Below are 14,885 nucleotides of genomic sequence, written 5' to 3'. Positions count from 1 at the left end.
TCTAACCTTCGTGCGGGGACTTGAAGATGAGCATCGCCCGGAAACTGCACATGTTTCTAAACCAACATAATGCGGAATACGAACTTGTGTCCCACCCATACTCAGAGAGAGCGATGAATACGGCCCACTCCGCCTGTATTCCAGTTAAGAATATGACAAAATCCGTTGTTCTCAGGGACACCAAGGGTTATGTCATCGCCGTCATGCCCTCTATGAACAAACTCATGCTGCGCTGGATCAACGCCAAGCTGGATCGCCACTTGAATCTGGTGTCAGAACAGGAATTGAAACACCTTTTTCCAGACTGTGAGGACGGTTCGGTTCCAGCTATCGGCAGTGCTTACGGCATGACCACCTGTTGGGATGACGAATTGAATTCATTACAGGATCTGTATCTTGAGTCTGGTAACCACCGGGAACTGATTCATATGAACCGTAACCAGTTCAAGGCATTACTCCAGGGAGAAACACACGCTGCTATCAGTTGCGACCCAGACGAAATGGAAGCCTATTGCACCTGAAAAAAGACGACAGAAGCTATATGATCGCTGAAGATTTTACGGCCAGTGACGGCTCACTTCAGCGGGTCATTTTTTTTACGAAAACAACAACAAAAAGTGCCAGCGTGAAACTGCCAATGAAGGCTTCAATGGCTGCGAACAGTCTAGAAAGACCTACAGGGTTGAGATCGCCGTAGCCCAGTGTCGTAAAGGTCACCACACTGAAGTACAGCGTTTCCAGCCAGCTGACCAGATTATTATAAAGAGGCTGGCCCGACTGATACCGGACCGTTACCCCACTGTCCTCAATGCCCAGTAAGAAATAAAACAGAGAAAAGAAGACAATAAATGAGACTGAAAACAGAACCAACCTTTCGGGCTTTTCGCCATAGCCACTGAGCAAGTCGACAACCTTTGAAGCCGTCCTGCGCCATGAGAAGCAGGGAAACCGGTAGCGGTTTAAGGTCATTTCCCGGTAAAAAAACTCACCAGCATTATGAAATAACCCCTGTGCTTCACAATGTTTGCGAATATTCCTTGCTATTTCCTCGGCCTCCTCAAACAACTCTCTGGACTTGTGCTGATCCCCTTCCCGGCGGGCCTGATGTGCTTTTTCTTCTTGCAGGAAAGCATCGCCAAAATCAACATGTTCAATTCGTGCTGACTTAAAATTAACACCCAGCAGGTTTGATCCGATTAAACGGGTTCGATGTAGATTGGCTCCACTCAAATCCGCTTTCAGAAGATTACAACCGGAAAGGTCTGCCCGATAGAGATGAGCTTTAACCAGACTACAACGACTCAAGTCACTATTAATCAATTGATAAACATTATTACCTTCAGGACAAACAAGATCCAGATTATCGAGATCTGCCCCCTTCAGATAAAACCCCTCCATCGGGGTACCTTTGCGAGCCCGTTCTTCTAGTAAGGCTCTGACATTGTCACCAGATTTATCAACATCCCTGTCATGCCAAAAGCAATAGTCACTGCCTTCTATAGCTCCCTCATTGCACTGCCCATATCGCTCACCCATATAACCGCATTGATAGTCATCTTTAATCGGCATGACAAAATAGCCCAAAGTTTTTGAAAAAGTGCTCCCATAGTGTGTCGGCAAAATGGTCAGAAGTATTTATCATCTGTGCTGGAGAATTACCTGGCCGGCTCATGCAATTCGACACCCAGACGTGTATGCTAGGCCGCTTGACGACTATTACGTTAAATCTTTCATCTCCCGGGAAGACGGAAGATGGTTTCTAAAGCCCATGGCTGTTTACAGCGGAAACACAGGTTAGCCTCGTGATCACCCTCTACGGAATCAGCAACTGCGACACTATTAGAAAGGCCCGCAAGTGGCTTAATGCAGCCGGTATTGAATATCGCTTTCATGATTACCGCAAAGAGGGTCTGGACAAGGTTTCACTGCAAAACTGGTCAAATGAACTAGGCTGGGAAGCACTGCTGAATCGTCGCGGGACCACCTGGCGACAGCTGCCAGAAGCGCAAAAAGCGTCTATCGATGAAGCCTCAGCCATTGAGTTAATGCTGGAGCAACCCGCTATGATCAAGCGACCCTTGCTCGACACAGGCTCCAAAAAAGTTCTGGGCTTTTCAGACAAGCAATATCAAGCACTTTTTCAGTAAAACGCCTGGCCCGTTTCAACCAGGCAGAAGAGAAGAATAAAGCCACTTGCAGCCGCTGCAATAGGCTGTCTTCAATTTGATTTGAATATCAGGGGAAATGAATTATGAACCAAACTCTTTTCAGTCTTGCGATTGGTGTGGGCAGTAAAAATACGAAAGGCGACTGGCTGGAAGTATTCTATCCCATGCCTCTGCTGAACCCATCTGAAAAGCTGGTTGCAGCGATTACTGAACTGGTTGACTACAACGGCGGCAACGCCTTCGTTGAGCTGGACAGTACGACCTGTCATGCGCTGGAAGAATCTTTCGTCAATCTGGGTGAGGAAGCCCTGGCAAAAATGATGCTGAGTCTGGAAGAAAGTGACCAGCCCCGCGTCATTACTTTTCTGGCAACAGACGATACCCTTAACAGCACACCTGAAGCTTACCTGAAGCTGCACCTGCTCTCACATCGTATGGTTAAGCCCCACGGCATGAATCTGCAAGGCATTTTTCCTTTGCTGCCGAACGTTGCCTGGACCAGTGAAGGGGCTATCGATCTGACAGAGCTGCCTGAACGGCAACTAAAAGCCCGTGCTGAAGGCCGCTGTATCAGCGTTGATTCAGTGGATAAGTTTCCGAAAATGACGGACTACGTTGTCCCGGCCGGAGTGCGTATTGCCGATGCAGCCCGGGTTCGCCTGGGCGCTTATGTTGGTGAGGGCACCACAATCATGCATGAAGGTTTTATTAACTTTAATGCCGGCACTCAGGGCAAGAGTATGATTGAAGGTCGTATCTCTGCCGGGATTATGATTGGCGAAGGTTCTGACCTGGGTGGTGGTTGCAGCACCATGGGTACCCTGTCGGGTGGTAACGACATCGTCGTCTCCCTGGGCGAGAACTGCCTGATCGGTGCTAATGCCGGTATCAATATTCCTCTGGGCGACCGTTGCACCGTCGAAGCCGGTCTATACCTGACTGCTGGCAGCAAAGTCAATGTTCTGGACGATCAGAAAAACGTGGTTGAAACCGTTAAAGCCAGCCAGCTAAGTGGCCAGTCTGACCTGTTGTTCCGTCGCAATTCTATTTCTGGTGCCATTGAATGTCTGACCAACAAGTCGGCTATCGCTCTTAACGAAGACTTGCACGCCCACAACTGAGTAGCTTCCAGAGCTCTGAACACTTAATTAGGGCTGTGCAATGATTATCCTGACCAAAGCCTTTTTACTCTCTTTGAGGTTTTGGTCAGTCGGACTGATGCCCCTCATCTGGCCTTTCGGGCGGAATGCCCTCTGAGCTGAACAATAAGCGACTTTCACCGCTTAATTTCTGCCCTTTATCGGCTGCTGAATGCTGGCAAACTCCAATAAAATCCACTGCTATTTTTAATGTCTCAAAGTGAAACTTCTGAAGAGTGACCACTCTTACTGCAAATCACACCTTTAACGCCGCTCATTGTCAAAAAAACATCCTGATTTCTGCTTGTTGCTGACATTGAAATCAAACCACCGAAAAACAGTCATCAGGAGCATGGCTCAACTCTCCCTATAATCAACAGGAAATGGACTGCATACCTTCTCTGGAAGCCTTACCTGAAATAGCGACCGTCCAGACGATCCCGTAGCGAGGACGGCAGACTATTCTTAGTCAGGCGACTGGCTTGCAGGCCAATCTCTAAAAACCATGGATAGGAGTTGTACCATGTCTGCAAGGATGCTGAGCACGTTGGCTCTCGTTTTTTCTCTGCTGTTGACAGCGGGTTGTTCGACCACCTCTTCCCAGACTCAACCCCAGAAGCCTCATTGGTCTGACTGTGTAGCCAAAGGGGGAGCGGTTATGGGTATCCCCGGCGCGGCTTACAATATAGCAACCGGTGGTACTGCCTTTGTAGCCGGTGCACTGATAGGTGGCACAGCCTGCGCCCTGATCGACCCTGTTGCTGAGCGCGATCGCCCGATGGGCATTCCTGTTTTAGTAGGAATGTCCACCGTTCACTTTGACTTTGACTCTCCGAAGCTGAGATTGGGCGATCTGGAAAAGCTCAACATGCTTATTGGCCAGCTGGATCAGGACAGCCACATCGAAATTGTTGGCCACGCTTGTGAGTCAGGTTCCCGCTCTTACAACCAAGAGCTTTCTGAGAGAAGAGCCAAGGCCGTAAAAGACTACCTGATAAGCAGAGGAATTTCTGAAGAGAACATGACGGTAAGGGGTGAAGGTGAAGATTACCCGGTACGTGGTAATGATACAGAAGAAATGAGACGGGAAAATCGCCGTGCTGAAATCATGCTGAAATGATATCGGCTGACAACCGAAACCCCGGCTTGCCCGGGGTTTATTTTTTCGGCAGTTTAGGGAGCTAGCTCATTGATCCTCAGCAATCCGGCTGGCCACCGCACTCTTCTGTTCTTTGTATTTTGCATCTTTCCGTTTGTTGTAGGGACGGGCTGCGGTACCACTCATGGTCTCAAAATTAATGGCACCAATACCCATTCCGGGTCTTAGAGCCAGTGGCAGTTTTCCACCATTAAAAAACTCCAGTACAATCTGGCCACTCCAGCCCGGGTCAATGCGGTGAGCGGTGACATGCACCATCAGACCCAGCCTCGCCAGAGAAGATCGACCGTCCAGCCAGCCAACAATATCACCGGGCAGGGTAATGGATTCACGGGTGACCGCCAGAGCCAGCTCTCCCGGGTGGAGGAAGAAAGCTTCACCATCATTCAGGGTGATCTCCTTGCTCATGATGGAGTCCAGCACCCGATTAATCTCTTCTCTGGGGCCACTGATGTCCACAAAGGGGGCTGCATGATCGTTGAAAACCCTGAAACTGTTGCCCAGAGTCAGGTCAACACTGACCCCACTGATCTTGTCTGAGCCCGGACAAGGCTCAATCATGATTTTTCCACTGTCCAGGTAAGCTTCTATATCCCGATCACAAAGTCTCATGGTCTATTTTTCCGGCAGCTGGAAGGAAGTGTCTGAACCACAACCCTCAGAAATGTTATCAGATGATATTATACGTGCCCGACGATCATTGGCGGTAGCCCTCTCCCCGCTTTCTTTACTGCAACTGCTTTTGTTAATAAAAGCCACTAAAATGGCGGTGATTGTTGCCAGTAAATAAGGTCAGAATGAACGTTTTAGTAGTTTATGCCCACCCGAACCCACAGAGCTATAACGCTGCACTGTTCAGGCTGGCTTGTGAGCAGTTAGCTCTGGCCGGACACAATGTACACCCTCTGGATCTTTATGAGATTGACTTTGAAGCACGGATGTCCTGTGAAGAAAGAGTCAACTATATGACCAGGGACAACACCAAAGGGGTCGAAAATCAGGCTGCCAAACTGAAGTGGGCACAAGCGGTGGTCTTTGTCTATCCCACTTGGTGGATGGGACCTCCAGCGATTTTGAAAGGCTGGCTTGACCGGGTCTGGCTGCCGGGCGTTGTGGCAACCTACGGACCCAACGGCCTGGAACCCGGTCTGACCCAGATTAAAAAGTTTCTGATCATTACCACCCAGGGATCATCCCAATGGCGGATGGCCCTGGTGGGCAACCCGCCCAGAAAAATGTTCAGGCTTTCACTGAAAGCCGTATCCAGGTGCAAAGATATAAAGTGGCTGGCGCTGTATAACATTGACAAAACGACAGAGGAAGATCGAAAACAATTTATGGAAAAAGTCAGTAAGCACCTGCAAAGCTTCTGAAAAACGGGGGAGTGAACACTCCCCCGGCCTGCTCAATCATCACTGAACGAGATAGTCGGCGCCTTGGGCTGGTTGGCATTCTTTAACGCCAGTTCAGCGGCCACCCGCTTGGCCATATCCCTATAAATCATGGTGATCTGTGAGTCAGGCTCAGAAACCACCGTCGGTGCTCCCTCATCAGACTGTTCACGAATCATCATGGAAAGAGGCAGTGAACCCAGCAGATCCACACCAAACTGGTCGGCAATACGGGCCCCACCCCCTTCACCAAACAGATGCTCGGTATGACCACATTCAGAGCAGGTATGCAGGGCCATATTTTCAACTACACCCAGCACCGGAATATTGACCTTGTTGAACATTTCGATGCCTTTTTTTGCATCAATCAAAGCCAGATCCTGTGGTGTGGTCACAATAACACTGCCAGTGACGGGTACTTTCTGAGCCAGTGTCAGCTGGATGTCGCCGGTACCCGGAGGCATATCGATAAACAGGTAATCAAGGTCATTCCAAAGTGTCTGGGTCAGCAATTGCTGGAGAGCACCGCTGACCATCGGACCGCGCCAGACCACCGGAGTATCTTCTGTCACAAGAAACGCCATGGACATGGCCTGAATACCGTGGGCCTCAATGGGTATGAAGAACTTTTCATTTTTAAATTCCGGACGGGTTCCATCGGGCAGTCCCAACATCATCCCGATACTGGGGCCATAGATATCGGCATCCAGAATGCCCACCCTGGCACCTTCTGCCGCCATAGCCAATGCCAGATTAACGGTCGTTGTGGACTTACCCACACCGCCTTTTCCGGAAGCTACTGCAATAATATTTTTAACACCGGACATGGCTTCCAACTCACCCTGAACCGGCGCACTGGATACGCTCCAGTTCACAGAGACCCTGGCACTTTCAACACCGGGGAGGTTTTCAATCTTGGCTGCCAGTAATTGCTCAATACCTCCTCTGAAGCCTTCTGCCGGGTAGCCCAGTTCGACTGTCAGGGTGACTTTACCCAACTCGATGGAAAGCTCTTTGATACAACCTGCAGTAACCAGGTCCTGCTTCAGAAAAGGATCGTGATAACCTTGAACAGCGGCTTCAACCGCAGCACGATCTAAGACACTCATGGGCGTCAGACTCCAACCGTTAGAATGGCCGATAGACTAATGATTTCGTTATTATTCTTCCAGTAAAAACCGAATTTAACGACGACTGGATAATGATTCTTTCAACTTTTCAAAAGCAGAGCGACCCGAATCAGGATCAATGCCCTGCTCTTCCATTGTTTTTCGCAGAGTCTGTTCAGCCTGCTCATCCGCAACCCTTACCGCTTCTTTTGAGCGACTGTCTTCAATGCCTTTCATGATGGAAGCCTCAAGATCCTCACCATCAAGAACCCGGTTGCAGAGAATGTTGTAGTTCCGCTCAAAGATAGGGAAAGCGACGCTTTGTTCTTCACTTCGCAGGGTCATCCAGCCCGTTTCCCGCGCCGCCAGATAAACGGCAATGTGAGACCAACGAGCGTCACGGCTCTGCTCCGGCGCATAGCAGGCTTCATAATAGGCTTGCAGAGGCTTTTTCAAGCCCATCTCATCATGATGCAACTTGCAGTGCTCACGTATCTCACTGAGATCAGGAAAAAATTTAGTGGTATCAAGAACTTTTTGCCCGGCCCTGACAATCCTCGCAGGCTTGAACTCGCTGAGCCCCTGAATCCAGACCTTCTTCGCTTCCACCAATGATGCATCGGTTGGAAAGGCTTTTTTAAATTTTAACGGGAAGGCCGCTTCCAGCATGGTAAACAGGGTATTAATGGCATACTTCGTCTGCTGAGCCCTATGCAGGGCTTCACGACTGGTCGTCTGACTCGTCGAAGTCGAACTGGAGTCCGTCTGCCCAGCTGGTGTCTGTAAGCTTTTCGACAGTTGATTTATGAGTTCTTTGCCCTTCTTCACTTTGACCCCGCTTCCACTGATAGATCACATGGTTCTTGAACTTATTCTGCCAGGCTTTGCGGGCTTCTCCCGTTTCCAGCCAATAGAGCTTGAATTCCGGAAGTTGGGCAAGGGAAAAGTCCGCAGGAATGCCATGGTGCACCTCAAGAAACTCTATGTAGACTGCATCAGGAGCAAAATCTTCAGGCAAAGGTTGTACTTTGGCACCCTCCGCCAGAGTATTCGACTGGGCGACTGGCGATCCACTCGTCTGCCGGGCGAATACCGGATGTTCTTCTCCACGTTCCTGGGCAAAATCCTGAAATGGAGACCTGTCTCCGGAAGCCCACTTTCTTCGCAGTTTTTGCTTCTGGCGTTCTTCGTCAGTCATGAAATTAACAATACCTGCCTTCCCGGCCACGGTCTACCGGTTGTAATAATGAAACAGCCCTGTGCTGCGAGGAGCCTGAAGCCAGACCGGACAGAACTCATTTACCCCGCGGAATCTTTCCATGTTTCCAACGAGGTGCCGAGTATTCTAACGCCAGAAAAGCCGGATTGAATAGCGGTATTTTTACTTTCTTCAGATGGTCTCCACCCAGACCTGATTTATCAGGCACTGGCGACTTTTCCTTCGAAGCCCTTAAGCGATCATACTTTTCGGGGGGAACCAGAATTTCGCCTTAACACGAGTTTCAGTGGCTATTGATTTGAAGCAGTGTTTATTACTAACAGACCCGGCAACAAGGCACCCGGGCAGAAAAAGATCTGTACTACCGGCCGGAATAATAATCTGTTTTCATTGCTGAAAACTATTATGTAATTGGCTCACTTCTTGGTCCACTATGGCCATAAATTTATGGACTACCGCAGGCATTTCAACTGGATCATCAGGAATATTGGTCGTTTGTGCCAATTTTTCCAACGCATTTTCTGCAACTATTTTAAAATAATGTGGCTGAAAAGATTCTAATGACTTCTGCAAGTATTGAATAAGCGCTGGCATAGCCATTACAAATTGGCTGGCCGCCACCGAAAGCTTCAACCGTATATCGATGCCAGCTGCATTAGCTTGTATGGAACTACTCGAGAGTACTACGACAAGAAGCAGGGTTGCAATTCGCATTTGGAAGCCCTTTATAATCAATGATGATTGTGCATTGTAGGCATCAATCGGGCAAAAGCCGCTCTTTCTTCAACTTTCCCTCACATTGCATCGGGCGTGCATACTCAAAGACAGCTGACCCTTTTCTTAAGTCTTAGCCTAAGTAATAAGAATTATCGTATACTGCCCACCTTCACTCTCTTTCAACTTTCCAGCAACACAGTACTCGAATGAGCCAACGTAAAATACTTGTCACCAGTGCCCTGCCCTATGCGAATGGTCCTCTGCATATGGGACACCTGGTGGAATACATTCAAACCGATATCTGGGTTCGTTTTCAGAAGCTATTCGGCAACCAATGCACATACGTCTGCGCCGACGATGCTCACGGCACCGCTATCAGTCTGCACGCTGAAAAGCAGGGCATTACGCCAGAAGAGTCTGTCGCCCTGATCAACAAAGAGCGCATCCATGACTTTAGCGATTTTCTGGTGGAGTTTGATAACTACCACTCCACCCACTCTGAAGAGAATCGCAAACTGTCTGAAGCCATTTACCTGAAGCTCAAGGAAAATGGCCATATTGCCAGCCGCAACATCACTCAGGCTTTCGACCCTGACAAGCAGATGTTTCTGGCGGATCGTTATATCAAAGGTGAATGTCCAAAGTGTGGTGCTGATGACCAGTACGGTGATAACTGTGAAAAGTGTGGTGCCACATACTCACCAACCGACCTGAAAAATCCTAAGTCGGCTATTTCCGGTGCGGTTCCTATAGAAAAGGAAAGCGAGCACTTCTTCTTCAAGCTTTCAGACTTTGATGGTTTCCTGAAAGAGTGGACTCGTTCCGGCACCATTTCTGAGGAGATTGCCAACAAGCTGGCCGAATGGCTGGATGCGGGCCTGCAAGACTGGGATATTTCACGCGACGCACCTTACTTCGGCTTTGAAATTCCCGGCCAACCCGGAAAGTACTTCTACGTCTGGCTGGACGCTCCCATCGGTTATATGGCGTCTTTCGAAAACCTGTGCCAGAGAAGAGACGATCTCAACTTTGACGATTACTGGAAAAAAGACAGTGACTGCGAAGTGCATCACTTCATTGGCAAAGACATTGTCAACTTCCACTGTCTGTTCTGGCCAGCCATGCTCGAAGGCACAGGTTATCGCACGCCAACGTCCGTTAATGTTCATGGTTATCTGACCGTGAACGGCGAAAAAATGTCCAAGTCCCGTGGTACCTTTATTACCGCACGGACCTATCTGGAGCACCTGGACCCTGAATACCTGCGCTATTACTATGCAGCCAAACTGTCCAGCCGTATTGATGATCTTGATCTTAACACTGAGGATCTGGTACAGCGGGTTAACTCTGACCTGGTCGGTAAAGTGGTTAACATTGCCAGCCGAAATGCCGGCTTTATCAAGAAGCGGTTTGGCGGAAAACTCTCTGCCAACAACATAGCCCCTGAGCTGGCATCGGACTTCCAGAAGACCGGAGAGCACATCGCTGAGCTTTATGAAAGCCGTGAATTCGGCAAAGCCATGCGTGAAATCATGGCTCTGGCTGACAAAGCCAACGCCTGGATTGACGAAGTGAAGCCCTGGGTCGTTGCCAAAGAACAAGGCAGGGATCAGGAACTGCACGACATCTGCTCTGCCGGTATCAACCTGTTCCGATTGTTAATGATCTACCTGAAGCCGGTTCTGCCTGCCATGGCGATCAAGGCAGAAGCTTTCCTGAACATCGAGCCTTTGCACTGGACCGACAGCCAGTCCCTGCTGCTGGATCACGAGATAGCCAAGTTCAAGCCTCTGATGACCCGTGTCGAGTCGGATAAAGTCGAAGCCATGATTGAAGCCAGCAAAGAGGTACTGGCCAAGATGTCTGAGCAAAAACCTGCCGAAACATCTGCCTGCAACGAGTGGCTGGAAAAAGAGCCTGTAGCAGAGCAGATTACTTTCGATGACTTTGCCAAAGTGGATCTGCGCATTGCCAAAATCATCAATGCCGAACTGGTAGAAGGCGCTGGTAAACTACTGCGATTGACTCTGGATATTGGCGAGGCAGAGCCTCGCAACATCTTCGCTGGCATAAAGTCAGCCTATGCCCCGGAAGCCCTGACCGGAAAGTATACGGTCATGGTCGCCAATCTTGCACCTCGAAAAATGAAGTTTGGCGTGAGTGAGGGGATGGTTCTGGCTGCGGGCCCCGGAGGTGAAGATCTCTGGATTCTTGAACCCCATGAAGGTGCCCAACCCGGAATGCGTGTCATGTAAACCAGTCACGTTTATTAACCTCCCCCACTGACCTGAATAGTGGGGGACTTCCATCAGGCTGATACCGGCCCCCCATGAAGACACCGAGATCAAGGAGTATCGCTTGCTTTTTTCTGACCTGGCACTGCATGAACGACTGCAAAAAGCTCTGACTGAAAGAGATTTCAGCAAGGCCACCCCCGTCCAGGCGACAGTGATCCCAAAAGCACTGGATGGCAAAGACCTACTGGTCAGCTCCGAAACCGGTAGTGGCAAGACGATGGCATTCCTGCTGCCTGCCCTGAATCATTTCCAGAACACTCCAGCCCCGCGCTCCGGTACCCGAATGCTGATTCTGGTGCCTACCCGTGAGCTGGCCAGACAGGTTCTGGAAGAAGCAGAAGCCCTGGCTCGCTTCACCCAGATCAAAGCTGGTCTGATTACTGGTGGTGAGCCATTTCGTCATCAGGTCAATACATTAAGAAAGAATCCGGACATTCTGATCGCCACGCCGGGTCGCCTGCTTGAGCACATGGAGAACAACAATACTGACTTCAACGATCTGGAATACCTGATTCTGGACGAGGCAGACCGTATGCTGGACTTTGGTTTCAGTCCAGACATGCTGAAAATTGCTTCTGAATGTCGCCCGGATCGTCAAACCATGCTGTTTTCTGCCACCCTGCAGCAAAAAGGGATGGGTGAACTGATTGACCTGGTTCTGCGGGAACCTGAATCCCTGACTTTAAATACGGCCAGAGAGAAACATGAGAATATCCACCAGCAGATCATGCTCAGCGATGATCAGAAGCATAAGGAAAAACTGACTCGCTGGTTATTGGAAAACGAGCGTTTCGAGAAAGCCATTGTTTTCACCAATACCCGTAACTTTGCTGACCAGCTCTGCGGCTTCCTTCGCTACAGTGATCTGAAAGCCGGGGTTCTGCATGGTGAAATGGATCACCGGGAACGAAAAAAGATGATGGCCATGCTGGCTACAGGCCAGATCACTATTCTGGTGGCCACCGATGTCGCAGCCAGAGGTCTGGATATTAAAGGCATTGATCTGGTCATTAACTTCGATATGGCCCGCAATGGCGATGACTATGTTCACCGCATTGGCCGCACCGGCAGAGCCGGTGAGAAAGGTCTGGCCATCTCCCTGATTGGACCTAATGAATGGAACCTGATGTCAGGCATTGAGCGTTATTTGAGAACCCGCTTTGAAAAGCGTTCAGTCAAGGAGCTAAGAGGCAACTGGAAAGGCCCTAAAAAGCTAAAAGCTTCCGGAAAAGCCACAGGCAGCAAGAAAAAGAAGACCTCCTCGGCGGACAAGACTAAAGCTGGCAAAACACGGCAGCGCGACAAAAAGAACGTGGGTAAGCGCAGTAAACCCGCTAGCCGGGCCACTACAGAATCGGTTGATGCTGGTTTTGAGCCATTAAAGCGCAAGAAAAATTAAACTCTTCTGAGCCACCATGAGAACGGGTTTTCTTAGACTTTGGTTTAAGAAAACCGCTCTAGCAGCCTGTCGGACTTAAGGCTGTCCTACTGCGGTTGCAATAAATTGGTCTAAAAATTCCTGCTTCTTCGTCAAATAGCTCGCTATTCTCCTCAGAAGCAGAAATTTTTATCCTCAATTTCTTGCAATCCTCGCTACGGACGCTTAAGTCCGACAGGCTGCTAGCCAGAACAATTCCCTTCTCCCTTAGAACTTATCCGATCAATTCTTGTCCAAATTAGTACTTCAGTAATAAAAATATTTGGAGAAGGATATGAAAATCAGACTGAACAACATTTTATTCAGCGTGCTTGTTTGCCTGGCCAGTTTTGCCAATGCTGAGAACCTCTGCAAACTGCCCGCCGGGAACTACTCTGGCACGTCAAAAATCACTTTTGATCGCTCCAGTGGCAGGGTGGAACAGTTTCATATGGAACTGAAGATCGCCCCTGACAGCAAAACCTCTGGCATCCTCAAGCTGTTCGAACTGGACATGGATCCATCAGGCGCCCTCCACCATAAACTCATCAAAAATGAATACTTTACACTGGCCGACTGCAGCTCTGATGCCAGCTTCAAGCTGAAAGGCCCTGAACTCGACGGTTTTGTCAAGGTTATGAATATCAACCAGAGTCTGGGAGAGATCACCCTGACGGGGGCTATCAATACCTATGAAGAGGGTTTTTATGGCATGGCTCAATGGTTTTATGACAGCGCCGGGTCGATGGCCGGAACCGAAAGTCACTACGAGATGGAGTTCCGAAAACTGCCTATTCGGCTGCGCAAACAGTTCTGAGCCACATCCCCATTGCATTGAGAGCGGGTAAACCCCAATGCACAACACCACGGACTGCTGTACAATCTCCGGCCCATTTCATGTCTTAAGAGGTCTACAGATCAACATGACTGATTTTTCATCCCTTGGTTTGTGTGAACCTCTACTTCAGGCCGTCGCAGAACAAGGTTATAAAAAAGCCTCCCCGATTCAGGCCAAAGCCATTCCGATGGTTCTGACAGGTCGCGATGTCATGGCATCAGCCCAAACCGGAACGGGCAAAACGGCGGGTTTCACCCTGCCGCTGTTGCACCGCCTGTCAGAAATGCGGACGCTCAAGAATCATCCTGTTCGCGCCCTGATTCTGGTACCCACCCGAGAGCTGGCTGTTCAAGTTGGCGAGAGTGTCATTCGCTATGGTTCAAACCTCTCTCTTCGCTCAGCCGTCGCCTACGGCGGTGTTGATATAGAGCCCCAGATAACAACGCTTCAAGAAGGGGCGGATGTCCTCACAGCGACACCAGGCCGACTGCTGGACCTGATTCGAAAACAACATTTGACCCTGGATCATCTGAAAATTCTGGTTCTGGATGAGGCCGACAGAATGCTGGATCTTGGCTTTAAGGCCGAGCTTGATCAGATTCTTGAGGTTTTGCCCGTCAGGCGGCAGAACCTGCTTTTTTCTGCAACCTTCTCCAAAGAGATCAAGGCGCTGGCCCATGAATTCCAGCGTCATCCGGTCAAAATTGAAGTAGAGACCCCCAACTCCGCGGCCAACACCGTCAAACAGTCTGTCTATCCTGTGGATCAGCATGATAAGCCGGAAATCCTCAGCTATATCATTGAAGGTGGCAAATGGGAGCAGGTTCTGGTTTTCGTTCGCACCAAAAAAGCTGCCGAGAAAGTCGCAGACCTGTTGTCTGACGAAGGTATCAGTGCCACAGCACTGCACAGTGACAAGAGCCAACATGCTCGCAGCAGAACGCTGGTTGAGTTTCAGGCGGGTGCATACCGGATTCTGGTAGCCACCGATGTCGCCTCCAGAGGGCTGGATATGGATCAGTTGCCACTGGTTGTAAACTACGATCTGCCTAAAGTGCCGCAGGATTATGTGCATCGTATTGGTCGAACCGGTCGTGCCGGGAGCCCGGGGCGGGCGATCTCTCTGATGAACCCGGAAGAGAAAAAGCAACTGGAAGCCATTCGCAAGCTGATAAAAAAACCCCTGAAGGTTGAGCCGGTTCCTTATTTTGAAGACGGTGTTAACGTGACTTTGAATGATGCCCCCACCAAAAAGCCAGGCAAGCCACGTTCAACTTCGGGTCAACCGGGTAAAAAGCCTGCTGGCAACAAAAAGAGACCGGCATTCAAATCCCGTTCCGGCAATCCCGGAAAAAAACCTGCCCAATCTGGCAGATCAGGCAAAGGTCGCAGATAATCAGGAAACACGATTAAGCCTCATGATAGCCCCGG

Annotated in this window: 16 protein-coding genes; 10 read left to right on the top strand and 6 right to left on the bottom strand. The window is 49.6% G+C overall.

From position 1 onward, the window contains the following. The first annotated feature begins 26 nt into the window (after nucleotides 1-26). Nucleotides 27-521, top strand: coding sequence for an aminoacyl-tRNA deacylase (locus KBW69_RS04860; RefSeq protein WP_306674489.1), 495 nt, complete (start codon nucleotides 27-29; stop codon nucleotides 519-521). Between the two features lie 58 nt (nucleotides 522-579). Here KBW69_RS04860 and KBW69_RS04855 read toward each other — a convergent pair whose 3' ends face one another. Then, nucleotides 580-1,569, bottom strand: coding sequence for a pentapeptide repeat-containing protein (locus KBW69_RS04855; RefSeq protein WP_257280130.1), 990 nt, complete (start codon nucleotides 1,567-1,569; stop codon nucleotides 580-582). A gap of 233 nt (nucleotides 1,570-1,802) precedes the next feature. On the opposite strand from KBW69_RS04855, the gene KBW69_RS04850 reads away from it, so the two are divergent. The 3 genes from KBW69_RS04850 (at nucleotide 1,803) to KBW69_RS04840 (ending at nucleotide 4,427) form a co-directional block, all read left to right on the top strand. After that, nucleotides 1,803-2,147, top strand: coding sequence for an ArsC family reductase (locus KBW69_RS04850; protein ID WP_257280129.1), 345 nt, complete (start codon nucleotides 1,803-1,805; stop codon nucleotides 2,145-2,147). A 104-nt stretch (nucleotides 2,148-2,251) separates the two neighbouring features. Beyond that, nucleotides 2,252-3,289: a 2,3,4,5-tetrahydropyridine-2,6-dicarboxylate N-succinyltransferase gene (dapD, locus tag KBW69_RS04845; protein WP_257280128.1), complete on the top strand. Its 1,038-nt coding sequence runs from the start codon at nucleotides 2,252-2,254 to the stop codon at nucleotides 3,287-3,289. A 541-nt stretch (nucleotides 3,290-3,830) separates the two neighbouring features. Next, nucleotides 3,831-4,427 (top strand): OmpA family protein, encoded by a 597-nt coding sequence (locus KBW69_RS04840; RefSeq protein ID WP_257280127.1) that lies wholly within the window; start codon nucleotides 3,831-3,833, stop codon nucleotides 4,425-4,427. A gap of 66 nt (nucleotides 4,428-4,493) precedes the next feature. Here KBW69_RS04840 and dcd read toward each other — a convergent pair whose 3' ends face one another. Next, the gene (gene dcd / locus KBW69_RS04835; protein ID WP_257280126.1) at nucleotides 4,494-5,078 is read right to left on the bottom strand and encodes a dCTP deaminase; all 585 of its coding nucleotides are present in this window, start codon (nucleotides 5,076-5,078) and stop codon (nucleotides 4,494-4,496) included. Between dcd and KBW69_RS04830 the strand changes: the two genes are divergently transcribed. Together KBW69_RS04830 and KBW69_RS04825 are read left to right on the top strand one after the other, a co-directional pair. Continuing rightward, a complete protein-coding gene (locus KBW69_RS04830; RefSeq protein ID WP_257280125.1) occupies nucleotides 5,077-5,256 on the top strand; it encodes a hypothetical protein in 180 nt (59 codons plus the stop codon). The two genes, dcd and KBW69_RS04830, sit on opposite strands and share 2 nt — an antisense overlap. A gap of 7 nt (nucleotides 5,257-5,263) precedes the next feature. Continuing rightward, complete coding sequence (locus tag KBW69_RS04825) at nucleotides 5,264-5,839, top strand: NAD(P)H-dependent oxidoreductase (RefSeq protein ID WP_257280124.1); 576 nt, start codon at nucleotides 5,264-5,266, stop codon at nucleotides 5,837-5,839. A 32-nt stretch (nucleotides 5,840-5,871) separates the two neighbouring features. Here the strand turns inward: KBW69_RS04825 and apbC are convergent, their stop codons facing one another. From apbC to KBW69_RS04805, 4 genes are all read right to left on the bottom strand, one after another. Further along, nucleotides 5,872-6,966, bottom strand: a complete 1,095-nt coding sequence (gene apbC, locus KBW69_RS04820) for an iron-sulfur cluster carrier protein ApbC (RefSeq protein WP_257280123.1) — start codon at nucleotides 6,964-6,966, stop codon at nucleotides 5,872-5,874. 75 nt (nucleotides 6,967-7,041) lie between these two features. Beyond that, the gene (locus KBW69_RS04815; RefSeq protein ID WP_257280122.1) at nucleotides 7,042-7,794 is read right to left on the bottom strand and encodes a replication protein P; all 753 of its coding nucleotides are present in this window, start codon (nucleotides 7,792-7,794) and stop codon (nucleotides 7,042-7,044) included. Next, complete coding sequence (locus KBW69_RS04810) at nucleotides 7,688-8,164, bottom strand: DnaT-like ssDNA-binding domain-containing protein (protein ID WP_257280121.1); 477 nt, start codon at nucleotides 8,162-8,164, stop codon at nucleotides 7,688-7,690. The genes KBW69_RS04815 and KBW69_RS04810 overlap by 107 nt, the downstream gene beginning before the upstream one ends. A 408-nt stretch (nucleotides 8,165-8,572) precedes the next feature. After that, a complete protein-coding gene (locus KBW69_RS04805; RefSeq protein ID WP_257280120.1) occupies nucleotides 8,573-8,899 on the bottom strand; it encodes a hypothetical protein in 327 nt (108 codons plus the stop codon). A 209-nt stretch (nucleotides 8,900-9,108) separates the two neighbouring features. Between KBW69_RS04805 and metG the strand changes: the two genes are divergently transcribed. From metG to KBW69_RS04785, 4 genes are all read left to right on the top strand, one after another. Then, complete coding sequence (gene metG / locus KBW69_RS04800) at nucleotides 9,109-11,157, top strand: methionine--tRNA ligase (RefSeq protein WP_373690672.1); 2,049 nt, start codon at nucleotides 9,109-9,111, stop codon at nucleotides 11,155-11,157. A 103-nt stretch (nucleotides 11,158-11,260) separates the two neighbouring features. Next, entirely contained in the window at nucleotides 11,261-12,598 is a 1,338-nt protein-coding gene (locus tag KBW69_RS04795; protein ID WP_257280119.1) for a DEAD/DEAH box helicase, read from the top strand. A gap of 313 nt (nucleotides 12,599-12,911) precedes the next feature. Next, on the top strand, nucleotides 12,912-13,433 hold the full coding sequence (locus tag KBW69_RS04790; RefSeq protein ID WP_257280118.1) for a hypothetical protein: 522 nt from the start codon (nucleotides 12,912-12,914) through the stop codon (nucleotides 13,431-13,433). A gap of 106 nt (nucleotides 13,434-13,539) precedes the next feature. Next, on the top strand, nucleotides 13,540-14,850 hold the full coding sequence (locus KBW69_RS04785; protein ID WP_257280117.1) for a DEAD/DEAH box helicase: 1,311 nt from the start codon (nucleotides 13,540-13,542) through the stop codon (nucleotides 14,848-14,850). The last annotated feature ends 35 nt before the right edge of the window (nucleotides 14,851-14,885 follow it).

The organism is Endozoicomonas sp. ISHI1, from assembly GCF_024606225.1.
Taxonomy (GTDB): Bacteria; Pseudomonadota; Gammaproteobacteria; order Pseudomonadales; family Endozoicomonadaceae; genus Endozoicomonas_A.
Note: the sequence above shows the minus strand (reverse complement) of the source record. Positions and strands in the feature narration are given on the sequence as shown.

Bases quoted from the DNA above. Each gene is read 5' to 3' on its own strand.
- KBW69_RS04860 (WP_306674489.1), top strand. From the start codon at position 27: ATGAGCATCGCCCGGAAACTGCACATGTTTCTAAACCAACATAATGCG.
- KBW69_RS04855 (WP_257280130.1), bottom strand. From the start codon at position 1,569: ATGCCGATTAAAGATGACTATCAATGCGGTTATATGGGTGAGCGATAT.
- dapD (WP_257280128.1), top strand. From the start codon at position 2,252: ATGAACCAAACTCTTTTCAGTCTTGCGATTGGTGTGGGCAGTAAAAAT.
- KBW69_RS04840 (WP_257280127.1), top strand. From the start codon at position 3,831: ATGTCTGCAAGGATGCTGAGCACGTTGGCTCTCGTTTTTTCTCTGCTG.
- KBW69_RS04830 (WP_257280125.1), top strand. From the start codon at position 5,077: ATGGTCTATTTTTCCGGCAGCTGGAAGGAAGTGTCTGAACCACAACCC.
- dcd (WP_257280126.1), bottom strand. From the start codon at position 5,078: ATGAGACTTTGTGATCGGGATATAGAAGCTTACCTGGACAGTGGAAAA.
- KBW69_RS04825 (WP_257280124.1), top strand. From the start codon at position 5,264: ATGAACGTTTTAGTAGTTTATGCCCACCCGAACCCACAGAGCTATAAC.
- apbC (WP_257280123.1), bottom strand. From the start codon at position 6,966: ATGAGTGTCTTAGATCGTGCTGCGGTTGAAGCCGCTGTTCAAGGTTAT.
- KBW69_RS04810 (WP_257280121.1), bottom strand. From the start codon at position 8,164: ATGACTGACGAAGAACGCCAGAAGCAAAAACTGCGAAGAAAGTGGGCT.
- KBW69_RS04805 (WP_257280120.1), bottom strand. From the start codon at position 8,899: ATGCGAATTGCAACCCTGCTTCTTGTCGTAGTACTCTCGAGTAGTTCC.
- metG (WP_373690672.1), top strand. From the start codon at position 9,109: ATGAGCCAACGTAAAATACTTGTCACCAGTGCCCTGCCCTATGCGAAT.
- KBW69_RS04790 (WP_257280118.1), top strand. From the start codon at position 12,912: ATGAAAATCAGACTGAACAACATTTTATTCAGCGTGCTTGTTTGCCTG.
- KBW69_RS04785 (WP_257280117.1), top strand. From the start codon at position 13,540: ATGACTGATTTTTCATCCCTTGGTTTGTGTGAACCTCTACTTCAGGCC.